Origin of the sequence: Paenibacillus pinistramenti (genome assembly GCF_005869875.1) — a bacterium.
GTDB classification, from domain to species: Bacteria; Bacillota; Bacilli; order Paenibacillales; family Paenibacillaceae; genus Fontibacillus; species Fontibacillus pinistramenti.
On record NZ_VAWG01000004.1, the window covers coordinates 152,010 to 170,949 of the forward strand.

17 protein-coding genes are annotated in these 18,940 nt (G+C 52.9%); 11 read left to right on the forward strand and 6 right to left on the reverse strand.

Annotated elements, in window-relative coordinates; all coding sequences use genetic code 11:
• Window positions 1-45 precede the first annotated feature (45 nt).
• From FCN15_RS07710 to FCN15_RS07725, 4 genes are all read left to right on the forward strand, one after another.
• Window positions 46-1,251: a glycosyltransferase gene (locus FCN15_RS07710; RefSeq protein ID WP_138494428.1), complete on the forward strand. Its 1,206-nt coding sequence runs from the start codon at window positions 46-48 to the stop codon at window positions 1,249-1,251.
• Window positions 1,252-1,256: 5 nt separating this feature from the next.
• Window positions 1,257-2,420, forward strand: coding sequence for a glycosyltransferase family 4 protein (locus FCN15_RS07715; RefSeq protein ID WP_138494429.1), 1,164 nt, complete (start codon window positions 1,257-1,259; stop codon window positions 2,418-2,420).
• A gap of 98 nt (window positions 2,421-2,518) precedes the next feature.
• Entirely contained in the window at window positions 2,519-3,283 is a 765-nt protein-coding gene (locus FCN15_RS07720; RefSeq protein ID WP_138494430.1) for a hypothetical protein, read from the forward strand.
• A complete protein-coding gene (locus tag FCN15_RS07725; RefSeq protein WP_138494431.1) occupies window positions 3,280-3,822 on the forward strand; it encodes a hypothetical protein in 543 nt (180 codons plus the stop codon). Before FCN15_RS07720 ends, FCN15_RS07725 begins: the two co-directional genes overlap by 4 nt.
• Window positions 3,823-3,884: 62 nt before the next feature.
• Here FCN15_RS07725 and FCN15_RS07730 read toward each other — a convergent pair whose 3' ends face one another.
• From FCN15_RS07730 to FCN15_RS07740, 3 genes are read right to left on the reverse strand one after another with little or no spacing between them, the layout of a single operon-like run.
• Window positions 3,885-5,378: a UbiD family decarboxylase gene (locus FCN15_RS07730; protein ID WP_138494432.1), complete on the reverse strand. Its 1,494-nt coding sequence runs from the start codon at window positions 5,376-5,378 to the stop codon at window positions 3,885-3,887.
• 43 nt (window positions 5,379-5,421) lie between these two features.
• Window positions 5,422-6,135 carry a DUF554 domain-containing protein gene (locus FCN15_RS07735; protein ID WP_138494433.1) on the reverse strand — a complete coding sequence of 238 codons (714 nt, stop codon included), beginning with the start codon at window positions 6,133-6,135 and terminating at the stop codon, window positions 5,422-5,424.
• Between the two features lie 51 nt (window positions 6,136-6,186).
• On the reverse strand, window positions 6,187-6,471 hold the full coding sequence (locus tag FCN15_RS07740) for a hypothetical protein (RefSeq protein ID WP_138494434.1): 285 nt from the start codon (window positions 6,469-6,471) through the stop codon (window positions 6,187-6,189).
• Between the two features lie 145 nt (window positions 6,472-6,616).
• On the opposite strand from FCN15_RS07740, the gene FCN15_RS07745 reads away from it, so the two are divergent.
• The 4 genes from FCN15_RS07745 (at window position 6,617) to FCN15_RS07760 (ending at window position 11,258) form a co-directional block, all read left to right on the forward strand.
• Window positions 6,617-7,201 carry a non-oxidative hydroxyarylic acid decarboxylases subunit B gene (locus FCN15_RS07745; RefSeq protein WP_275259480.1) on the forward strand — a complete coding sequence of 195 codons (585 nt, stop codon included), beginning with the start codon at window positions 6,617-6,619 and terminating at the stop codon, window positions 7,199-7,201.
• A 305-nt stretch (window positions 7,202-7,506) separates the two neighbouring features.
• The gene (locus FCN15_RS07750; RefSeq protein WP_138494435.1) at window positions 7,507-8,670 is read left to right on the forward strand and encodes an SGNH/GDSL hydrolase family protein; all 1,164 of its coding nucleotides are present in this window, start codon (window positions 7,507-7,509) and stop codon (window positions 8,668-8,670) included.
• A 157-nt stretch (window positions 8,671-8,827) separates the two neighbouring features.
• Window positions 8,828-10,522 (forward strand): GGDEF domain-containing protein, encoded by a 1,695-nt coding sequence (locus FCN15_RS07755; protein WP_138494436.1) that lies wholly within the window; start codon window positions 8,828-8,830, stop codon window positions 10,520-10,522.
• 43 nt (window positions 10,523-10,565) lie between these two features.
• A complete protein-coding gene (locus FCN15_RS07760) occupies window positions 10,566-11,258 on the forward strand; it encodes a YdeI/OmpD-associated family protein (RefSeq protein ID WP_138494437.1) in 693 nt (230 codons plus the stop codon).
• Window positions 11,259-11,364: 106 nt separating this feature from the next.
• Here FCN15_RS07760 and FCN15_RS19285 read toward each other — a convergent pair whose 3' ends face one another.
• Window positions 11,365-11,463: a sporulation protein YjcZ gene (locus FCN15_RS19285; protein WP_203232101.1), complete on the reverse strand. Its 99-nt coding sequence runs from the start codon at window positions 11,461-11,463 to the stop codon at window positions 11,365-11,367.
• 218 nt (window positions 11,464-11,681) lie between these two features.
• Complete coding sequence (locus tag FCN15_RS07765; protein WP_138494438.1) at window positions 11,682-12,551, reverse strand: helix-turn-helix transcriptional regulator; 870 nt, start codon at window positions 12,549-12,551, stop codon at window positions 11,682-11,684.
• Window positions 12,552-12,651: 100 nt separating this feature from the next.
• On the opposite strand from FCN15_RS07765, the gene FCN15_RS07770 reads away from it, so the two are divergent.
• Window positions 12,652-13,347 (forward strand): DUF4386 domain-containing protein, encoded by a 696-nt coding sequence (locus FCN15_RS07770; RefSeq protein ID WP_138494439.1) that lies wholly within the window; start codon window positions 12,652-12,654, stop codon window positions 13,345-13,347.
• A gap of 400 nt (window positions 13,348-13,747) precedes the next feature.
• Window positions 13,748-14,206, forward strand: coding sequence for a C40 family peptidase (locus FCN15_RS07775; RefSeq protein WP_138494440.1), 459 nt, complete (start codon window positions 13,748-13,750; stop codon window positions 14,204-14,206).
• A 111-nt stretch (window positions 14,207-14,317) separates the two neighbouring features.
• On the opposite strand, the gene FCN15_RS07780 is transcribed toward FCN15_RS07775, so the two are convergent.
• Window positions 14,318-14,419, reverse strand: coding sequence for a sporulation protein YjcZ (locus FCN15_RS07780; RefSeq protein WP_138494441.1), 102 nt, complete (start codon window positions 14,417-14,419; stop codon window positions 14,318-14,320).
• A 297-nt stretch (window positions 14,420-14,716) separates the two neighbouring features.
• On the opposite strand from FCN15_RS07780, the gene FCN15_RS07785 reads away from it, so the two are divergent.
• Window positions 14,717-18,922, forward strand: a complete 4,206-nt coding sequence (locus FCN15_RS07785; RefSeq protein WP_138494442.1) for a glycosyl hydrolase 53 family protein — start codon at window positions 14,717-14,719, stop codon at window positions 18,920-18,922.
• Window positions 18,923-18,940 lie beyond the last annotated feature (18 nt).

Genomic DNA, 18,940 nt, shown 5'->3' on the forward strand with positions numbered 1-18,940 from the left:
TAGAAATATAGAGTCAAGACTATAGAGGAAAGCGGGGGGCACGGTTTGAAGAAAATACTGTTTATTTCACCGGTCTTCCCTGACCCTAATGGAGCCGGGAGAGAGAAGCGCGCGTTTCAATGGGTGAAGAGACTTCAGGAAGAGCATGAAGTCCATATGCTTGTGATCGCTGCCAACGGCCAGGCAAAGGCTGCCCCTGGGCTGCCTGCCTGCCCTTTCCTGGACATTTCCCGCCTAACGGTGTTAGAGAAGAAGGAGGAGAAGAGGAGCAAGCCTTTCCTGATCCTCTCCATGATAAAGGCGGTGCTGCCTTTATTGGCCGGCCGGACCTCGGATTCGCCTTTATTAAGCTGGGTTCCGCTGACACGCGCGGAGAAGGAACAGCTTCGGGAGCGCTATGAACAGCTTCATTTTGACCAGATTCTCTGCTTCCGTTTGTATTTGAGCGATTACGCGGTCTTTCTCCAGCAGCTCACGCATTGCCGGTCGGCCGAGCTTGATCTGGACGATATCGAATCCTCCACCCATCTGAAGCTGGCGAAGCTGTTTAGAAGCAGGGGCCATGCCGCAAGAGCACTCCTGTCTGATCTAAGGGGCCTCAATTTCAGCCGCCGGGAAAAGAAGCTCGGCAGCCCGTTTGAATCGGTGTACCTCTGTTCCGAGGAGGACAAGCAGCTCTTTCACGAAAGGCTGCCGCAGGTGAGCCTGCAGGTGATGCCCAACCGCATTTCGGGCTATCCGGAGCCGCCTGCGCTGCCGGACAATCCTTATGGGCTGCTCTTTGTCGGTTCCCTGGATTATTTTCCGAATGAAGAGGCGGTGACCTGGTTTATCCAGGAGGTGCTGCCCCGGTTAAGGAAGCGGAACCCGCGGTGGGTGCTGCATGTGGCGGGGCACAGCAGCAGGCAGGCTTTCAGGGACCTGCTGGATGCCGCGGAGGGCGTTCATTATTATGGCAGGGTTGAGCATTTGGAGGAGATCTACGCCAAAGCCTACCAAGTGATCTCGCCTCTGCATGCAGGCGGAGGCACAAAGCTGAAGATTCTGGAGGCGATGTGGTACGGCCGCCCGATCATCGCGACTTACGAGTCTGTGCATGGGCTGGGACTGACGCCGTATCGGCATTATTTGCCTGCTGAAGACGCCGACAGCTTCATCTCCGGCTGTGAACGGGCTGCCGCGGATGCGGAATTCGCCCAGACTCTCGCTCGTCAGTCCAGAGAAGTGCTGCTTGAGAAATATTATTTCTAGATTTAATGGAGTGGTGGTTAGCAATGAAACTGCTGGTCGATCCGGAAATTTTCTTCTACGGACGCTGCGGAATGGTGCGTTACTACAGTGCCTTGTTCCGGGAGCTGGAGAGAAGAGGAGTAAGCATAGATATGCCATTGCTGCTCTCTGAGAGCGACTTTATGGCGGGCAAGTTCCAATTTGCTGAACGGGGGAAAAAGCTTCTCGGCCAAGGCCTGGCCTGGAGGCTGTTTAAGGGCGCTGTGAACCGGGCGTCCAAGAAGTGGTACCACAGAAAGGTGAAGCAGGGACGGTATGATGCGGTCTTCATCACCTCGGCGGGGTTTGAAGACCATTTCTTAACCCATTTGCCGGCGGGCAAGCCCTCCCTGATGGTGGTTCATGATACGATGCGATGCGTGCAGGGGCCGGACGGTCTTTACGACCCTTCAGGGCACAACGCTGACCGGCTTGCCTATCTCATACCCCGCGTCTCTACGGTCATTGCGATCTCAAATCAGACCAAAAGGGATATTCTTGCCTTAACCGGTGCGAAAGAACAGCTAGAAGAAGACCATATTAAAGTCATACATACAGGAAATCTGCTGTCCCTGGACGCCGAAACAGCCGGGCGGCCGGTGGAAGGTCTGCCTGAGCGTTATCTCCTCTTTGTCGGGGACCGGACAGGCCGGAAGAACTTCCGCTTCTTTGTGCAGTCCATCTCCAACTGGCTGCTTGAAGAGGAAACGGGTCTAAACCTGGTGTGCACAGGGCGGACGAACAAATGGGAGCAGGCGCTGCTAGAGCGGCTCGGCATTCAGGACCGGGTTGCCTTTGTTGAAGCCCCTGACGAAACCCTTGTTCATTTATATAAAAATGCCTTAGGGCTTATTTTTCCAAGCCTATACGAAGGGTTCGGGCTGCCCGTTCTGGAGGCCATGTCGCTGGGCTGTCCGGTTCTAACCTCGAAGGCAGGGGCGCTGCTGGAGGTTGGCGGCGATGCCGCCGTTTATGTCGACCCTTCTGACGCTGACTCCATTCTGGCTGGGGTCAAGAGCCTCGTTAGCAGCCCGGAATACCGGCAGCAGCTCATTCGCAAAGGATTGGCGCAGTCCCAAAAATTCACCTTGTCGAATATGGCAGACTTGTTCCTGCAGGAGATCGAACAAACCATAACAGCAACGACATGACCCCTTATGAAACCTTCCTTCCCATCGAACGTATAGAATTACACGATTTTCGTTTAAATTTGAATTGTTCTTACTCATCGGGGAGGGTTTAACCAAACATGCAGATGAACGGATCGATGCTTATTCATGAACGGAAAGACCGAAAGATGGAGCCTTTTTACTGGATTCTCACCTTTGAGGGCGCAGCGTTTCTGATCGTACTGGCACTTGCGCTGGTTGCAGGGCCTGCAGTTCTTATCGCTTATTATCCGGCCTGGTGGTCCTGGCTGCTTCTTGCTGCCGGGGCAGGGCTTGCCTTTTGGCTTGTGCGGTTCTCGCTCCGGTATCTCGCCAAATTAATCAGAAAGAACCGCCGTTTGAATGCGTACCGGATCTATGAGGACCGGATCGAATTTGCTGCTTATGATGCAGCCCGGCTGAACCTTACGGAGGGACGTATTCCGCTTGAGGGTGTGGAATCAGTTTACGCCTCTATGTACTCGGCGGCGCAGTCCTATCATTACAAAAAAACAAAGTGGAGAGAACGGGTGCGCCAGTACGAATGGCTGCCTGTTCTGTATATTGTCTATCGCAGCGGGGGAAGCCGGCGCGTGCTGGCCGTTCCTTTCTACGAAGATCATGAGGTTGACCGCTGGCTCGGCGCTCTGCAGCAGCACGGAGTCCCGCTCCAGGCTACCGGGAAGCTTCTGCTGCCCCTGTCTGAAGCTGACCAGCTGCAAACGCTGGACAGCGGGGCGGGAAGCCTGCCTTTGTCCTATGACGGCAGCTTCCGGCCGTGCTTTGACCGTTTCCTGCATGAGATGAAGAGCATAAACGCTCAGCAGGCTGAACAAGGCAGCAGTCAAGGAGGGGAGCGCGCATGAACTTAGTACCGGAAATGTTCTTGTCAAAATGGCATCTCATCACCCTCGGCATGATTATCGTGGCCTGGATTGCGCTCGGGATCGGCGGCTATGACCGGAAGACAGTGTTAAGAAGCGGACTGGGGGCGACGGTGCTGCTATATGTAATTACAACAGCGGCTATTGCTCCGTTCGTTCAGTATAAGGACGCGGTGGAGAAGCGGATGATCGCCGAGCTGGACCGGCAGTATGCGGCCCGGCAGGAATCCGGCCAGGAGCTGAGCGGTTCGGATCAGCTTGCTGCTGCTGCCGCTGCTTTCCGGGAGGACACCAGCTACATCATGTACATTTATGCCGGTAATTATTCCGAATCCGAACCATTTACCGGCAGCCTGATCATGAGGATATACGATGACAGCGGCAAGCTGCTGCAGGAGGAGACTTACGAGAAGCTCACCTTGAAGCCGGGGGAGAAGAAGAAGCTGGACAGCCTCTATTCATCCAAATCCGGCGGGAAATATGAGTACCAGTTCACGTCTCTTTCTTCTGAAGGCTCTTGATTGTGCAGCGCAAAAAAAGCGGGGGTGTCCGATAGGGGACACCCCTTGTTCATTCTAAGTCATTACTTCTTAAACAGCTTTGGAGCAAACCGGCTTGGGTCAACCTCCATAAATTTCGATCTTTGGAAGTGATCCTTCAGATGATAAGGCACGGTGCAGTCAAAGATCGTCTTGCAGGAGATCCCTTTATCCCGGATAAACGGGCTGTATTCCGGGATCTGCGACGGGTCCAGCGGATGGCAGCGGACGGCCGGGATCGTGACGATGTCGACATCCCCCTGGAAGCGGGTGTTCAGGGCCCACATGACGTCATCACTGTCAAACGGGTCAACATCTTCGCCGACCAGGAACACATGCTTCAGCTCGGGGAAGGCGGAGAAGGCTAGCAAAGCAGCCTGTCTTTGGCGTCCTTCATCGCTCGGCTGGCTCTTCTTGAACTGCAGAACCGCCATAAATTTGCCGCCGCCCGATCTGTGCGCATAGACGTTAAGCAGCCGGCCCGGCATGGCTTTCTCGACCATTTGAATGATGCTGGCTTCCGTTGGAATGCCGGCCAAATTCACGTGCTCCTCGCTCGGGCCGATAACGGTGCGCATGATTGGATTCTTGCGGTGGGTCACCGCTTTTACCTTGATCAGAGGAACCTTCGGATTGGCTCCGCCCGTATAGCCCGGAAATTCCGGCATCGCCTTGCCGGTATTTGTATTCTGGTCCTCGCGCACGTAGGAGTTCGGAATCAGCTCCCCTTCAATTACATATTCCGCATTGGCTATTGCCTTCTCATTGATGGTCAGGCACTGCACGAGCTTGACCGCCTCGTTCCGGAGGGCGCCCGCAATGCCCAGCTCGTTATAGCCGAGCGGCGTGGTCGGCGGCTCGAAGCAGGCGCCGATTTCGATCGCCGGGTCTACGCCAATGCTGATTGAAATCGGCAGCGGCTTGCCGAGCTGTTCGGCTTTCTCGCGGAAGGTACCCAGATGGCGCGCGCCGGGCGTGAAGAACATAGAGATTTCATCCTTGCTCTGCAGGCACAAGCGGTGAATGGTAATATCCGACTCGCCCGTTTCCGTATCCGAGGCATAACACATGCCCATCGTGATGTACGGGCCGGCATCCTCTTCCGTGTTGGTCGGTGCCGGAATCAGCTTGCGGATGTCAAAGCCCGGATCCTCGGCGCGGTGAACCACTTCCTGGCACTGCGCCTCTTCCTTGGATACCACAACCGGCTGAATAGGTCGCTGTACAGCCTCGTTGAGCAAGAAGCCGAGTCGGTCAGGCTGTTCATTTAGGAATAAGGCTGCCCGTTCGCGGCTCGCAAGCAGGCCGATGATGACCTTGGCATCCGGATGGCCGTTCACCTTGTTGAAGATCATTGCCGGCCCGTTAAGCCGGGTCGGGCGCATCACCGTTCCTCCTGCGCCTACGTAGCGAAACACACCCGAAATTTCCGCATGCGGCTCTACGGGCTCGTCCGTTTCAATGAGCTGCCCCGGAATGGACTGAAGCAGTTCAATCGCGGAGCGCAGATCATGCACCTTGATGTTCTCTTTCGACATGACTAATCCTCCATTAGGAATGAGATTGATTGATCGTTCAGATTCAGGTCATAAACCGGGTCCAAAGCTCCGAAATGGGCATGGCAAACAGCAGGGCGGGCAGCATGTTTGCAATGGGGAACGCTTTAACCCCGCTGATCCGGAATCCTGTTACGAGCATGATAATCCCGCCGCACGCCGAGAAGTCGGCTATCATCTCAGGTGTGGTGTGCGGGAGAATAATTCCTGCGCACAGAAACAGCAGTATCAGCACAATAAATTGCGGCACCGCAATGGTCATGACCATATATCCGAGAGCTGTCGCAAAAATCGCTGCCGTAAAGAAATCAAGAAACGACTTGGAGATCAGCACCGAGGAATCCCCGGTCATACCTTCATTGAGAGCACCGAAAATACCGGTGCCGCTTGCGCAGAACAGGACGACAATCCCGACGAACTGGGTCATGAAATTGTCGGCCGTTTTCTCGGGCGCTTTAAATACTTTTTCAATCGGGCCGCGCACCTTATTGGCCAGCCATTCGATCCCTTTTTCGAGTCTTACCAGTTCCCCGATCGCACTTCCGATCAACAGGGCCAATATTACAGGCGGCAGCATGTGCAATTTCATAATCATCGAAACCCCCATGCCCATGGAAGCAGCCCCGAAGGTCAGCGGCAGGCCGACGCGCAGCCGTTCGGGTATTTTCTCGCCGAGAAATGCGCCAAGAAAACCTCCTATCAGCACAGCCAGGCTATTGATTATAACGCCTATCGGCATAGCATCTTCTCCTTTTCAGCAGATCCAGTATTCACGGCTAGCAGCACACCATCAGCAAGATTTACCCCGGTTATAGGAGCAGTTCAGAATCCATACCGATTCATAGCGGTCAAAGAACTCATCCTTCTTCTCGCCGACTTTGGGATCCAGCTCGTGATAATCAATAACGCCTAGGTAATAGAGGGTGTACGGATCAATCTTCCTGCTGGTCAGTACATCGTTGACTTCCTTCTGGGCCTCCTCCTTCGAGTAGCCCTCCTTGATACAAAACGTTGTCATGATGTGGTTCTTCTCCGGAATATCCGCCAGAAAAACGTGACAAAGTGCGCTGCTCATGATTTTTCCTTCCTCCCATTCGTATTGATTTGACAGACTCATGATTTACCTGGAAAAGAAATTTTATTCGCTTAATAAATTTAGAAATTTTTGCAGATAATAGGTGTACCACAATAACATCAAAATTGGGAAGGACGAGTCGGATTTGAAGATCATTGTCGGAATGTCGGGAGCGACCGGCGCTATTTTCGGGGTACGTATCCTGCAGCTGTTAAAGGAGGCTGGGGCAGAAACGCATCTCGTCCTGTCTCCATGGGCGAAGTCCACGCTTCAGCTGGAAACGCCTTATTCGGTAGAAGAGCTGGAGAAGCTGGCCGATTATACTTATTCCCATAAGGACCAGGGAGCGCCGATCTCCAGCGGCTCCTTTAAAATAGAGGGCATGATCGTGGCTCCCTGCAGCATGAAGACGCTGGCCTCAATCCGTGCCGGCCTGGCCGATAACCTGCTGACCCGGGCTGCCGATGTTATTTTGAAGGAAAGAAAGAAGCTGGTGCTGCTGACGCGCGAAGCCCCGCTTAATACGATCCACCTGGAAAATATGCTTGCCTTATCCCGAATGGGAACGGTCATTTTCCCGCCCATGCCGGCTTTCTATAATCAGCCTGAAACGATTGACGACATCGTCAATCATATTGCTGTCCGCACGCTGGACCAGTTTGGGCTCAACGTGGAGAATGCGAAGCGCTGGCAGGGCCTTAAGGAAGAGAAGCAGGGCCGAAGATCCTGATCCACGCCCTGACATCCTCAAGCCCTGACAGTCCCACGCCCGGATTGAGCCATGTCCTGAGTGCCCCAAGCCTTGACTGAGCACGCCTCCGGCCGGGCCGTGCTGCTGTCATTCTGCCTCATCCGGCCGTAAATAAGCCGCTCCATTCAGGAGCCGGCTATTTTTTTGCCCGCAAATGGAAGTATGCGGAATTTTGGGGGTGCGTCTTTTTAGGCAGGCCTTGTTATAATCGGAGGAGAAATATCATTAAAGGAAAACCATTAAAGGAAAACCATTAGAGAAAAACCATTAGAGGAGGAAGCCGTATGAACGGGAGCCGGCAGGTAAAAGAACTCGCATTGTCAGAAGTGGAGCATCTGCGTATTCATGGCCGCACGACGGGCCGCCGCAATCCGTTAACCTTGTTCTGGACAGGGAGCGGGGTTGAGTTCAATGCCAGGGGAGCTGAGCTGTGGCTGGAAATCGAGACCGGCTATGACTTTTACGAGCAGTGGATCACGGTCATGATCAATGCTGTGCCTGTCAGCAGGCAAATGCTGCCTGCAGGAAGACACTGGGTGTGCATTTATAGGGGCATGAATGCGGAGAAAGCCCGAAATGTGCAGGTGATCAAGGACGTCCAGGCGATGAGCGGGGACCCGGGCAGCTTTATGAGCATTCATGCTGTCCGCTTTGACGGCGGGTTCCTGCCGGTGGAGGAGAAGCCCTGCAAGCTGGAGTTTATCGGGGACAGCATTACATCGGGCGAAGGGGCCATTGGTGCCAAGGCAGAGGAAGACTGGATTCCCATGTGGTTCAGCGCTGTACATAATTACACGGCAATAACAGCAGCGGCTGTAAATGCGGAGTACCGGGTGATCTCCCAGAGCGGCTGGGGAGTGCTGACCGGCTGGGATAACAATCCGCATACGAATCTGCCGGCTCACTATGAGAAGGTGTGCGGCTTACTTCGCGGGGAGAAGAACCAGGCCCTGGGCGCTGGCGAGGACAATGATTTTGCTGCCTGGCAGCCGGATGTGGTCGTTGTTAATCTGGGCAGCAATGACGGCGGGGCCTTTTTCACACCGGAGTGGGTGGATCGGGAGACAGGAAGAACGTACAAGCAGCGGCTGCTTGAAGACGGTTCGTTTCATCCGGAGGATCTGAAGGCGTTTGAGGAGGCAGTGGTCCATTTTCTCGGCAAGCTGAGAACCTGCAATCCGCAGGCTCAGATCGTCTGGGCTTACGGGATGCTCGGCCGGGTCATGATGCCGGCGATTTACCGGGCTGTGGATGCGTACATGGCCCAGTCAGGGGACCGGAACGTGTCGGTCTTTCAGCTCCCGAATATGACGGAAGAGACGGCCGGCTCCCGGAGCCACCCCGGTCTTCTTGCCCACCAGGAGGCGGCCCGGGCGCTGGCGGGGTATCTGAAAGAGCTGCTGCCGGAGAGAACATCCGGAGAGAACATAGAGTTAAATTTATATTAAATCTCAAATTTGGAATGTTGTGTGCTAGCTAACTTCCTTAAATTTACTGTATGATATTAAGCAGGTGGACAATTTAACCCATTTGTTTCGCGAACGAAGAAGCTCTTTGAAGAATTCCATAATATTGTAATTGTCGGATCAAAAAAGGAGAAGATTTGTGGGCTATTCAGTATGGTATGATCTCTTTTTGTTCCTCTTATTATTTGCTCTATTTGGATATGTCTTTGCTACGGTCCGGATCACCAACCTGCGGAAGGTTTATTTTTTGTTTCACTTTTTCATGATGCTATGGCCCCTGTGCCAGTTCGCGACAGATGTTACGAGGGATTCACAGCTGCAGCTGCTGTATGTGACCCTGTCTTTTGTCTCGCTGTCGATGCTGGGGAGCGGCTGGCTGCTGCTTACCATCTTCCTTACCGGAAATGCGGGCCTGCTGGGAAGAACGAGGTTAATTCTGCTGTCTGTACCGGCTGTGATCGCAGCGGCCGGGGTGGCTGCGAATCCTGTTCATCTCTTCGTCAGACCGCTGGAAGGCGGCTACATACATAGAGCATACGGCCCATGGTTTTGGGTGATGATCGTTATTTTACTTAGCTATTTCTTTGCCTCTCTCTCTTTCCTGTTTCGTTCGATGTATTCTTCCAAGACGCTGTTAACGATTAAAAAACAGGTCAGAATCACGCTTTGGGGAATCTTCGTGCTGGCGGCTTTTGCTTGTGCCGATCTGGTGCTTAATGTCTTTTTGGCCAAATGGCTGCCGATTATACCGGGACTGACCTCTGTGGGCATTTTTATTTCGGCTTTATTTTTCGCCTATGTGATTAAGAGATACAACATGTTTGACCTGGTCTCCATCGCTCAGGAGGATGTCATTAACACGATTCCTTATGGAATACTTGTGCTGGATGAGAATGAGTCAATTATTGAGGTTAACAAAACGCTGCGGGTGTCCATTGACCTGAAAGCTGGCGATGTCTTTGATATGGAGCGGTTTCTGGACTCGGTCCGTGTGGATGGCAGCAGCGGGGAATTCCTGGACAATTACACCCGTAGAGAGAACAAATCTGCTCAGATTGAGATTATCATCGAGCGGGATATCCTGCGTCATTTCATTCTGCAGGCTTCGCCGATTGTGGATTCTTATTATATGCATATCGGCAGGATTCTAACGTTTCAGGATGTGTCGCAGGAGCGTTTTCTCGTGAAGGAAATGAATCTGCAGAATAAAATTCTCCAGGAGCGGAATCATTCCCTTAACCAGATTCGCAATGAGCTGTCTGAGGCCAACAAGAAGCTGGAGGAAATGGCCCTTACAGACAGTCTGACGAACTGCTTCAACCGGCGTTATTTGGCCCAGCAGCTGTCGCATGAGGTGATCACCAACCTTCAATACCGGACGCCGTTCTCGCTGATTCTCTTTGATATTGATTTCTTCAAGTCCATTAATGACCGCTACGGACATGTGATCGGCGATGAAGTGCTGTACCATACGGCTCAAACGGTCAAGCAGTCCATCCGCGGCACCGACATTCTGGCAAGATACGGCGGAGAGGAATTTATGGTCTACCTTCCCCATACCGAGCGATTCCTGGCTGAACAGCTGGCGGAACGGGTGCGGTCCTCGGTGGAGGACAGCCACCTGCTAGTTGAGCATGAAATCGAGCCGATTTCGATTACGATAAGCATGGGGATTTTATCTATTGAAACTTTTGATCTTGTAACTGATTATGTACCGAACGATCCGGAGGAGTATTTGACAGGGCTGTTTGCTGCCGTAGACAAGGCGCTGTACCAGGCCAAGCAAAATGGGCGCAACCGCATCGAGTTTGCCGATTACGAAAGTGTATCCTGAGATCCAAAGATCAGGCAGATCCAAGAGGGAAGGAATATCCGCCATGGCGAAAACGATCATTGAGAAATTAAACCTGCATAAATATCAGCAGACCGCCGTCTTGAATACACCGGACGGGGAAGACAGCTTGTCGGCGCTTGAGTCAGCGGACCGGGAGTTAACCGGCAGACAGTATGATCTGATCTTTGCCTTTGTGCTGGATATGGAATCCCTGCAGGAGCTTATGAGGAAGGTCATCGACCAAGATGCTTTGCTGGAGGGCGGGTACTTCTACGCTGCTTATCCGAAGAAAGGAAATAAAGTCTACCCGTCCTATATCCACCGGGATGAGTTATTTGACGGCCTGGGAGCGGATGAGGACGGCTATATCGGGACAAGCCCGATCAAGTTCAGCCGCATGGTCGGCATGAATGAGGTATTTACAGTCGTCGGATTTAAGAAGGATGGAGCAAGGGCGGGCTCATCTTCGTCCAAGCCCTCGTCTAAACCCTCGTCCAAGCCGAGCCAGATCGCCGATGACTACATCGAATGGGTTCCCCAGGTCGAGAAGGATCTGCAGGGTGCGGAGGAGGCTCTCGCCTTCTACCGCTCGCTTACGCCGGGCTACCGGAAGGACTGGGCCCGCTACGTTTACAGTGCCGTACAGGAGGAGACAAGAGCCAAACGCCGGGAGGACATGATAACGGCGCTGGCCGGGGGCTTCAAGAGTATGGATCTTTATCGCCGTAGAACGTGAGAATGATGGTATGCCGGCGGGCAGTGCTTGTCCTCAGAACTTTTAGCATAGACTTAATCACGAGCGGGGCACCCTGAAGCAGGGTGCCCGAAAATAATGGTACTGCTTAAACGCCGAATACCCCTGCAGACAAGATGATAACCAGCAAGATGTAGAGAACTAAAATCGCTGCAGTAGAAGTGTAACCAACATTAACGTGGCCCATGGATTCTCCCCCTTTGTGGCAATTTACATCCTTAAGATATTCAGCTGCAGCCTGATGTGTTTGGACTTCTGTCCCTATTCAGACGGCATTAGCGGCATCCAAGCAGCATCCAAGCGGCACCCCACGGGGTGCTGCTTTTTCAATTACAGCAAGATTTCAATTACAGCAAGATGTGGAAAGTCCAGCCGGCCTGTTCGTGTTATTTTAATTTCAGCAGATCAGAATTCCGAATCCAGCGGCAGCTTCTTGACAGGGGCGTAGATATGATAGCTTGAATCGAGATCGTGAACATTCTCAAAGGCCTGAATGAGCTCAATGTCGGTATGCTCCGGTTCCTGCCTTGAGATTTTTAGAAACCGTGCATAGTCCGTCTTGAGGACATCCCCGATGTCCAGCAGGTCTCCGGAATAATGGAAGCGGGCGCAGAAGGTCTGGGGAACATCCACCGTAAAATAATAGGGCTCGTCGATCTGAATATCGCGGGGGATCCCGAACAGGACCCTGAAGCGGGTGGAATCAGGCTGGCAGTTGGAGTAAATGACATAGCAGGCGCCTGTTATCGTCTCATCAATATGACTCAGCAGCATGGCCGCACGAGAACGAATCTTCTGTTTGTAGTCATTGGCGGCCAGATCAACCTCGAAGGCAATCCCGCATACCCGGAGCTCTTCAAATTCGGTCAGGGTGAAATCCGTAACGACATCACCGTTTATGTTCTTGACGGGCCTTCTGACTACGGAGGGGATGGGTGAAGGGGATAACGGGCTGCTGTGCCCCCTTACCGAACTCGGAGCTGCCCCGTACTGCCGCCTGAAAGCGCGGGTGAACGAGGCCTGTGTGCCGAAGTTCAGCTGGTAAGCAATGTCGGTCAGCGGCAGGCTGCTGCTGTGGATCAAGGATAATGCTGCGTTTAATCTTCTGGACAGGATGTATTGGCTGAGTGAGCAGCCCATCAGGGCAGAGAACAATCTGTGAAAATAGTACTTGGACATCCCGCAGTTATTCGCCACAGACTCCACAGACAAAGGCTGTTCCAGATGGTTCTCAATATAGGTCAAGGCATCCTCTATAACTAGGTAATGGTCCATCGCATCTCCTTTGTTATTCCGGCGTTCTTGAATGATTTGGCAATAAGTATAACATACACGGCCGGCAAGTGAGGCTGAAGATAATTTGGGGGGAATAAGCATGTCCAAAGACAGAATCAACGGCGTGATGCTTGGCCTTTTTTATATCGCGGCTGCGGTTACTTCCGTTATAGCGGTGCTATTTTACCAGCCTGTCCTATCCGGACACTGGTACACGGCTGCCGCCGATGGATTCAAAGCGAAGGTTCTGCTTGGTGTAGTTAACGAGCTGCTGCTGGTCGTATCGGCTGTGGGGACTGCCGTCATGCTGTTCCCCTACGTTCGCCGCTGGAATGAGCATATCGCGTTGGGTTATCTCTGCTTCCGCTTTATGGAGGCGGTGTTTATTGCCATAGGCCTGGTCAGCATCTTGGGCTTGCTGCATCTAAGTACAGAATATCAGGCGGGCCGACTGACGGACCCGGCAGAGCGGGACGCCCTGGGCGGCTTGCTGCAGGCGGTTTACCGCTGGACTTCCGTGCTGGGGCCCAACCTGATGCTCGGCATCAATACGACGCTGTACAGCTATCTGCTCTACCGGATGAGAGGTATTCCTAGGCTGCAGGCGGTCTTCGGCATGGTTACGGCCGTCATGGTCTTTATTGCAGGCCTGCTGGAATTGTTCGGCGCTGTAGACTCCTACTCTGCGGTAAAAGGGCTCCTCGCCCTGCCTGTAGGCGTCTACGAGATGAGCCTGGCGGTCTATTTTATCGGAAAAGGATTCAGGAAGCAGAAGGCTCTGCTCCTGCAGGTCTAAAATAACAGCGGCAAGCTAAGAGCTATTTCGCTCTTAGCTTGTCTTTTTTTCTCCTAAATAGTTGTTAATCTATCAATTTATAACATGGAATTGCAAGTAATATCAGGAATCCGGGGGCCGCCATTACTGCGTCTTCAGCATTCATTCAGCCAGTGTACATAAGGGTTTGCGGAGATTTTGGCTGCGCTAAATCTAACTTTGATGGAAATTTCTGATGGTTTAACCCCCCTATTAATCCATGTTAGCATGATTACGCAATCACCTGAGGACAATCCTGCAGGCCTGATCCGCTAATCCGGATTAATCATAGATCCTGTGTACAAAGGCAGCGTGAGAAATTTTGGCCTGCCAACATTTTTAAGCAAGGTGATGCAACACTACAGACTAGGAGTGAATACAGATGTTCAAGAAGCTAGCGATTGCGACCACTTCTTTGCTGACCGGAACTATGCTGTTCGGAACATTGACGTTCGCAGCAACCGGTACTGAGATTGTAAACCGCGCTGATAATTATTTAGGTGATTTCACTTATAAATTTGGCGCAGAGCCATGGAACAGCGGATACAAATATTCCGACTGCTCCTCCTATACCAAGCTGGTATTTATGCGTGAAGGGATTACTCTTCCCCGGACAAGCGTTGCACAGTCCAAAGTAGGCTCTTATGTATCCAAGAGCAATCTTGTGAAAGGCGATCTGGTCTTCTTCGATACCAATGGCGATGGAAAAATCAATCACGTAGGCATCTACGTGGGCAGCGGCCGGTTTATCCACAGCTCTCCTATTAACAAGGTTGGGTACAGCAACCTGACCACAGGCTATTGGAAGACCCATTACGTCACAGCCCGCCGGATCAGATAACAAAGGGGACGCCTCCGGGCGTCTTTTCTACATAAGATGTAATAAGTAAAAAAGAGAGCCGCTGAGCCGAAAAACGGCTCTGGCTCTCTTTTTAAACTTAAGCGGCTTTACTTAGACGAAGAAGACTCCTGCAGACAAGATGATAACCAGCAAGATGTAAAGAACCAGGATGGATGCAGTAGAAGTGAAACCTCCAACAGGTACGTGGCTCATGTGTTCTCCTCCTTTTTCTCAATTTACATAATCAAGATATTCAGCTCCCGCTGATTCTGTATGGACTCTAACCCAAATTTCCGTTTAGCCCGCGGATGGACGATCTTTTATTTTTTTGAAGACAAGTGGATCTGTGAAATTGATTGCTTAAGCATACAAAATGTTTTTATTGTTACGTACCCATACCCTAAAGCTATTGGTATATTGGGAACAAAGTTCGTGTAAACGCTTTATCCTTGCGAAGGATTGCTTGGGAAGTGCTTACACCAACAAGTTCCATTAAAAGGGGATGGATTCATGGGGGGAAAGAGCAGGTATTTACAGATATTTTTGGCAGCCTTATTGGTGCTGAGCCCGTTCTCATTCAGCGCTAAAAATGTTTCAACCGCCAATGCGCAGAGCGGTAATCTGCTGACAAACGGGGGATTTGAGTCTGATTTCTACAGCGATCAATCCTGGAGCGTCGAGCCGTCGGATTGGAGCAAGGTAGACATTCAGCATTTTGCCTACACGAGTGATTCCTATATCACTCCTTCCGAAGGCGATTACAACTTCAAGTACTGGATCAACGACCAGGCTGCTGAGGACCAGTCCATTACGGTAACCCAGAACGTTTATGATCTTCCTGCGGGGAGCTACGAGCTGTCGGTTCAGTCCATGGGCGGCGATAGTGCGGAAGCAGGAAAGGTAACCTTGTTTGCCGGAACGGAGAGCTCTGATGCTGTGGCGACTACAGGCTACAATAACTGGGGAGCCGTCGATTTGAAATTTGTGCTCGATCAGGATACCGAGAAGTTAAATATCGGGGCCGTTGTAACAGGTGCTCCAAATGCTTGGGGATACCTGGACAGCTTTGTATTGAAGCAGGTGAGCACGGATGAGACCCAGCCGGTAGCGGCTGACATCGTCGTGAAGAAGGTCGAAGGCCTCAAGTCCGACTTTATTAAAGGGGTCGATGTCTCCAGCGTCATTTCATTAGAGGAGAGCGGAGTCAAGTTCTACAATGAAGAAGGTCTGGAGCAGGATATCTTCACAACGCTCCACGATGCGGGAGTGAACTATGTCCGCGTGCGGGTATGGAACGATCCTTTTAACAGCGAGGGCCAAGGCTACGGCGGGGGCAACAACGACCTGGATAAGGCCATCGAAATCGGAAAGAGAGTAACCGAGAATGACATGAAGCTGCTGGTGGACTTCCACTATTCCGACTTCTGGGCTGATCCGGGCAAGCAGCAGGCTCCGAAGGCGTGGGCCGATATGAGCCTCGATGAGAAGGAGACAGCGGTTAACGAGTACACCAAGAAAAGTCTGCAGAAAATGATCGATGAGAACATTGACATCGGCATGGTGCAGATCGGGAACGAGACCAACCAAAGTTTTATTGGGGAGACGAGCTGGGCGAATATCAGCCAGCTGTTTAATGCCGGCAGCAGTGCCGTCAGACAGGTAGCAGCAGATAATAGCAAGGAAATCCTTGTTGCGCTGCATTTTACGAATCCGGAAACGGCTGGCCGTTATGCCTCCTATGCAAAAGCACTGAATGATTACAATGTCGATTACGATGTGTTTGCCAGCTCCTATTATCCGTTCTGGCACGGCACTTTGAGCAATCTGACATCGGTTCTGAAGCAGGTAGCCGATACCTACGGCAAGAAGGTCATGGTAGCCGAGACTTCCTATGCCTATACCCCGGAGGACGGTGACGGGCACGAAAATACTGCGCCTAAGAGCTCCGGACAGGTGCTTGATTACCCGATCAGTGTTCAGGGACAGGCCACTTCGGTCCGGAATGTGATTGAGGCGGTAAATAACGTAGGTGACGCGGGAATCGGCGTGTTCTACTGGGAACCAGCCTGGCTGCCGGTAGGGCCGAAAGACGATCTGGATTCCAATAAGGAAAAATGGGAAGAGTTCGGCTCTGGCTGGGCCTCAAGCTACGCCGGGGAATATGACCCTGACGATGCAGGCAAATGGTACGGCGGCAGCGCCGTAGACAACCAGGCGCTGTTTGATTTTACCGGCCATCCGCTTGCTTCGCTGAATGTTTTTAACTATGTGGACACGGGTGCTACAGCACCTCTTGCTATTGATAAGATTGAAGATGTAACTGTGACCGCAAATGAGGGAGAAACCGTAACACTGCCGGATACAGTTACTGCTGATTATAATGACGGCAGCACGGAATCCCTATCGGTAACCTGGGATCAGGATGCCCTGCAGGCAGCTATGGCCAGCGGAGCAGGCAGCTATGAAATCCCTGGGACGACAAGCGAGGGATCGGTAACCGCTTATTTAGTGATTAAGCCGCATAACTTTGTCGTCAATCCGGGTTTTGAGGACAGCGACCGGAGCATGTGGACCATCACTTACCCGGCGGGTGTCACAGCGCATACCGATTATCAGAACAAAGCTTCCGATGCCAAGTCAGGCAATTATTCCCTGCATTTCTACTCCGGAAGCGGTGTTGACTTCCGGGTTGAACAGACAATTACGGGACTTGAGCCGGGATATTATAATCTCTCCATGTTTCTGCAGGGCGGAGCTGCAGGTGACAGTCCGGTAATGAACCTGTTCGCCGTTACAGACGGCAATGAAGTGAAAGCAGACACCGGCGTTAACGGCTGGGTAGTGTGGAGCCAGCCGGAACTGAAAGATATCCTCGTGACGGATGGAACTATCACGATTGGAGCAAATATTAAGGCAGCCGCAGGCGCTTGGGGAACGTTGGACGATTTCAACCTGAGCCTTGCAAGTGAGTACAACCCTGAGGACCCGACACCGACAGCATCGCCGGAACCAACAGCGTCGCCAGAGCCTACGGTGTCGCCAGAGCCTACGGTGTCGCCAGAACCGACAGCGTCGCCGGAGCCGACAGCGTCGCCGGAACCGACGGTGTCGCCAGAACCGACAGCGTCGCCGGAGCCGACAGCGTCGCCAGAGCCTACGGTGTCGCCAGAACCGACAGCGTCGCCAGAGCCGACAGTGTCACCGGAACCGACAGCGTCGCCGGAACCGACAACGTCGCCAGAGCCGACAACGTCACCGGAACCGACGGCGTCGCCAGAACCGACGGCGTCACCAGAACCAACGCCGTCATCGACGTCTTCATCCTCGTCGAACCATAACAGCTCTTCGTCCTCTTCCAGCACTACTGGACAGACGGAGACCCTTAATACAGGCAGCGGTGCTGTAGTGAACGGTCAGGTTGTCTCCAGCGTAGTTGTTCAGCGGACAACTCAGGCGGATGGAACGAAGAAGGATCAGGTGAACTACTCGCCTGCGCAGGCTGCAGACGCCATTGCCAAGGCTGCGGCTGCAGGAGCAGAGACCGTGCAGGTGGCAATTCCGGATACGAAGGATGAAGTCTCCGAACTGAATGTCGGGCTGACATCCGATACCATGAAGGCACTCGCCGCAGGGAATGTGAACCTGGAAATTAACACAACCAATATCCAATTGATTCTGCCTCAGACGACGCTTGATGCGTTGAGCGGGGATTACAGCTTCAAGGTTACCCCTGTCAAGAGTGAAGCGGCGATTCAGGCCGCAGCAAGCAGCGCCAAGCAGGAGAGCATTGTTCAGCAGGCTGCAGGTACGGGAGCTGTTTCAGTAGTAGGACGCCCGGTAACGGTTGAAACCAATGCTGAAGGTCAGGCAATTGATCTTGTTCTGCCGCTGCCAAGCGAAGCTGTTCCAGCTGATGCTGCGGAGCGGGCTGCATTCCTGGCTGACCTGGCTGTCTACATTGAGCATAGTGACGGCACCAAGGAGCTCGTACAGCCTGAGCTGGTTCAATACGACAACAATCAGCAGCTCGGCTTGAAGTTCAGCGTTACGAAGTTCAGTACCTTTACGATTCTGCAGATGGATAACTGGTCTGCTTACCAGGACCAGCAGTCTTCGCACCAGGCCTATATCCAGGGCTACCCTGACGGCAAGTTCAGACCAGGCCAGGCGATGACCCGCGCAGAGGTTGCAGCGGTTCTATCCCGTGTAGGCAACAGCCAGCAGGCAGGCACCGGGACAACGAATTACAGCGACAGCGCTAAATTCGGCTGGGCAGCCGATGCCATCAGCCAAGTCACCGCCGCAGGCTGGATGTCCGGCTATCAAGACGGCACCTTTGGCCCGCAGAACGTGATGACCCGGGCCGAAATGGCCGCCGTGCTCGTCCGCTGGATGAATTTGACGGGCGAGGCCTCCGCTTCCTTCACGGACACGCAGGGACACTGGTCGGAAAATAACATCGCGCTGGTACAGCAAGCAGGCTACATGAACGGCATGCCGGATGGAAGCTTCCAGCCGGATAAAGCCTTGAGCCGCGCTGAAGCGGTTGCCATCATCAACCGTGTGCTGAACAGAGGGCCGCTGACTGGGGTAACAACTCCAGCCTGGTCCGATGTGCCGGCAGGCCACTGGGCATATGCTGACATTGAGGAAGCCTCGATCAGCCATCATTTTACCGCCGCTGAGAACGGCGCAGAGGTTTACGCGGAGGAGTAGGGAAGGGCAGCAACTGCC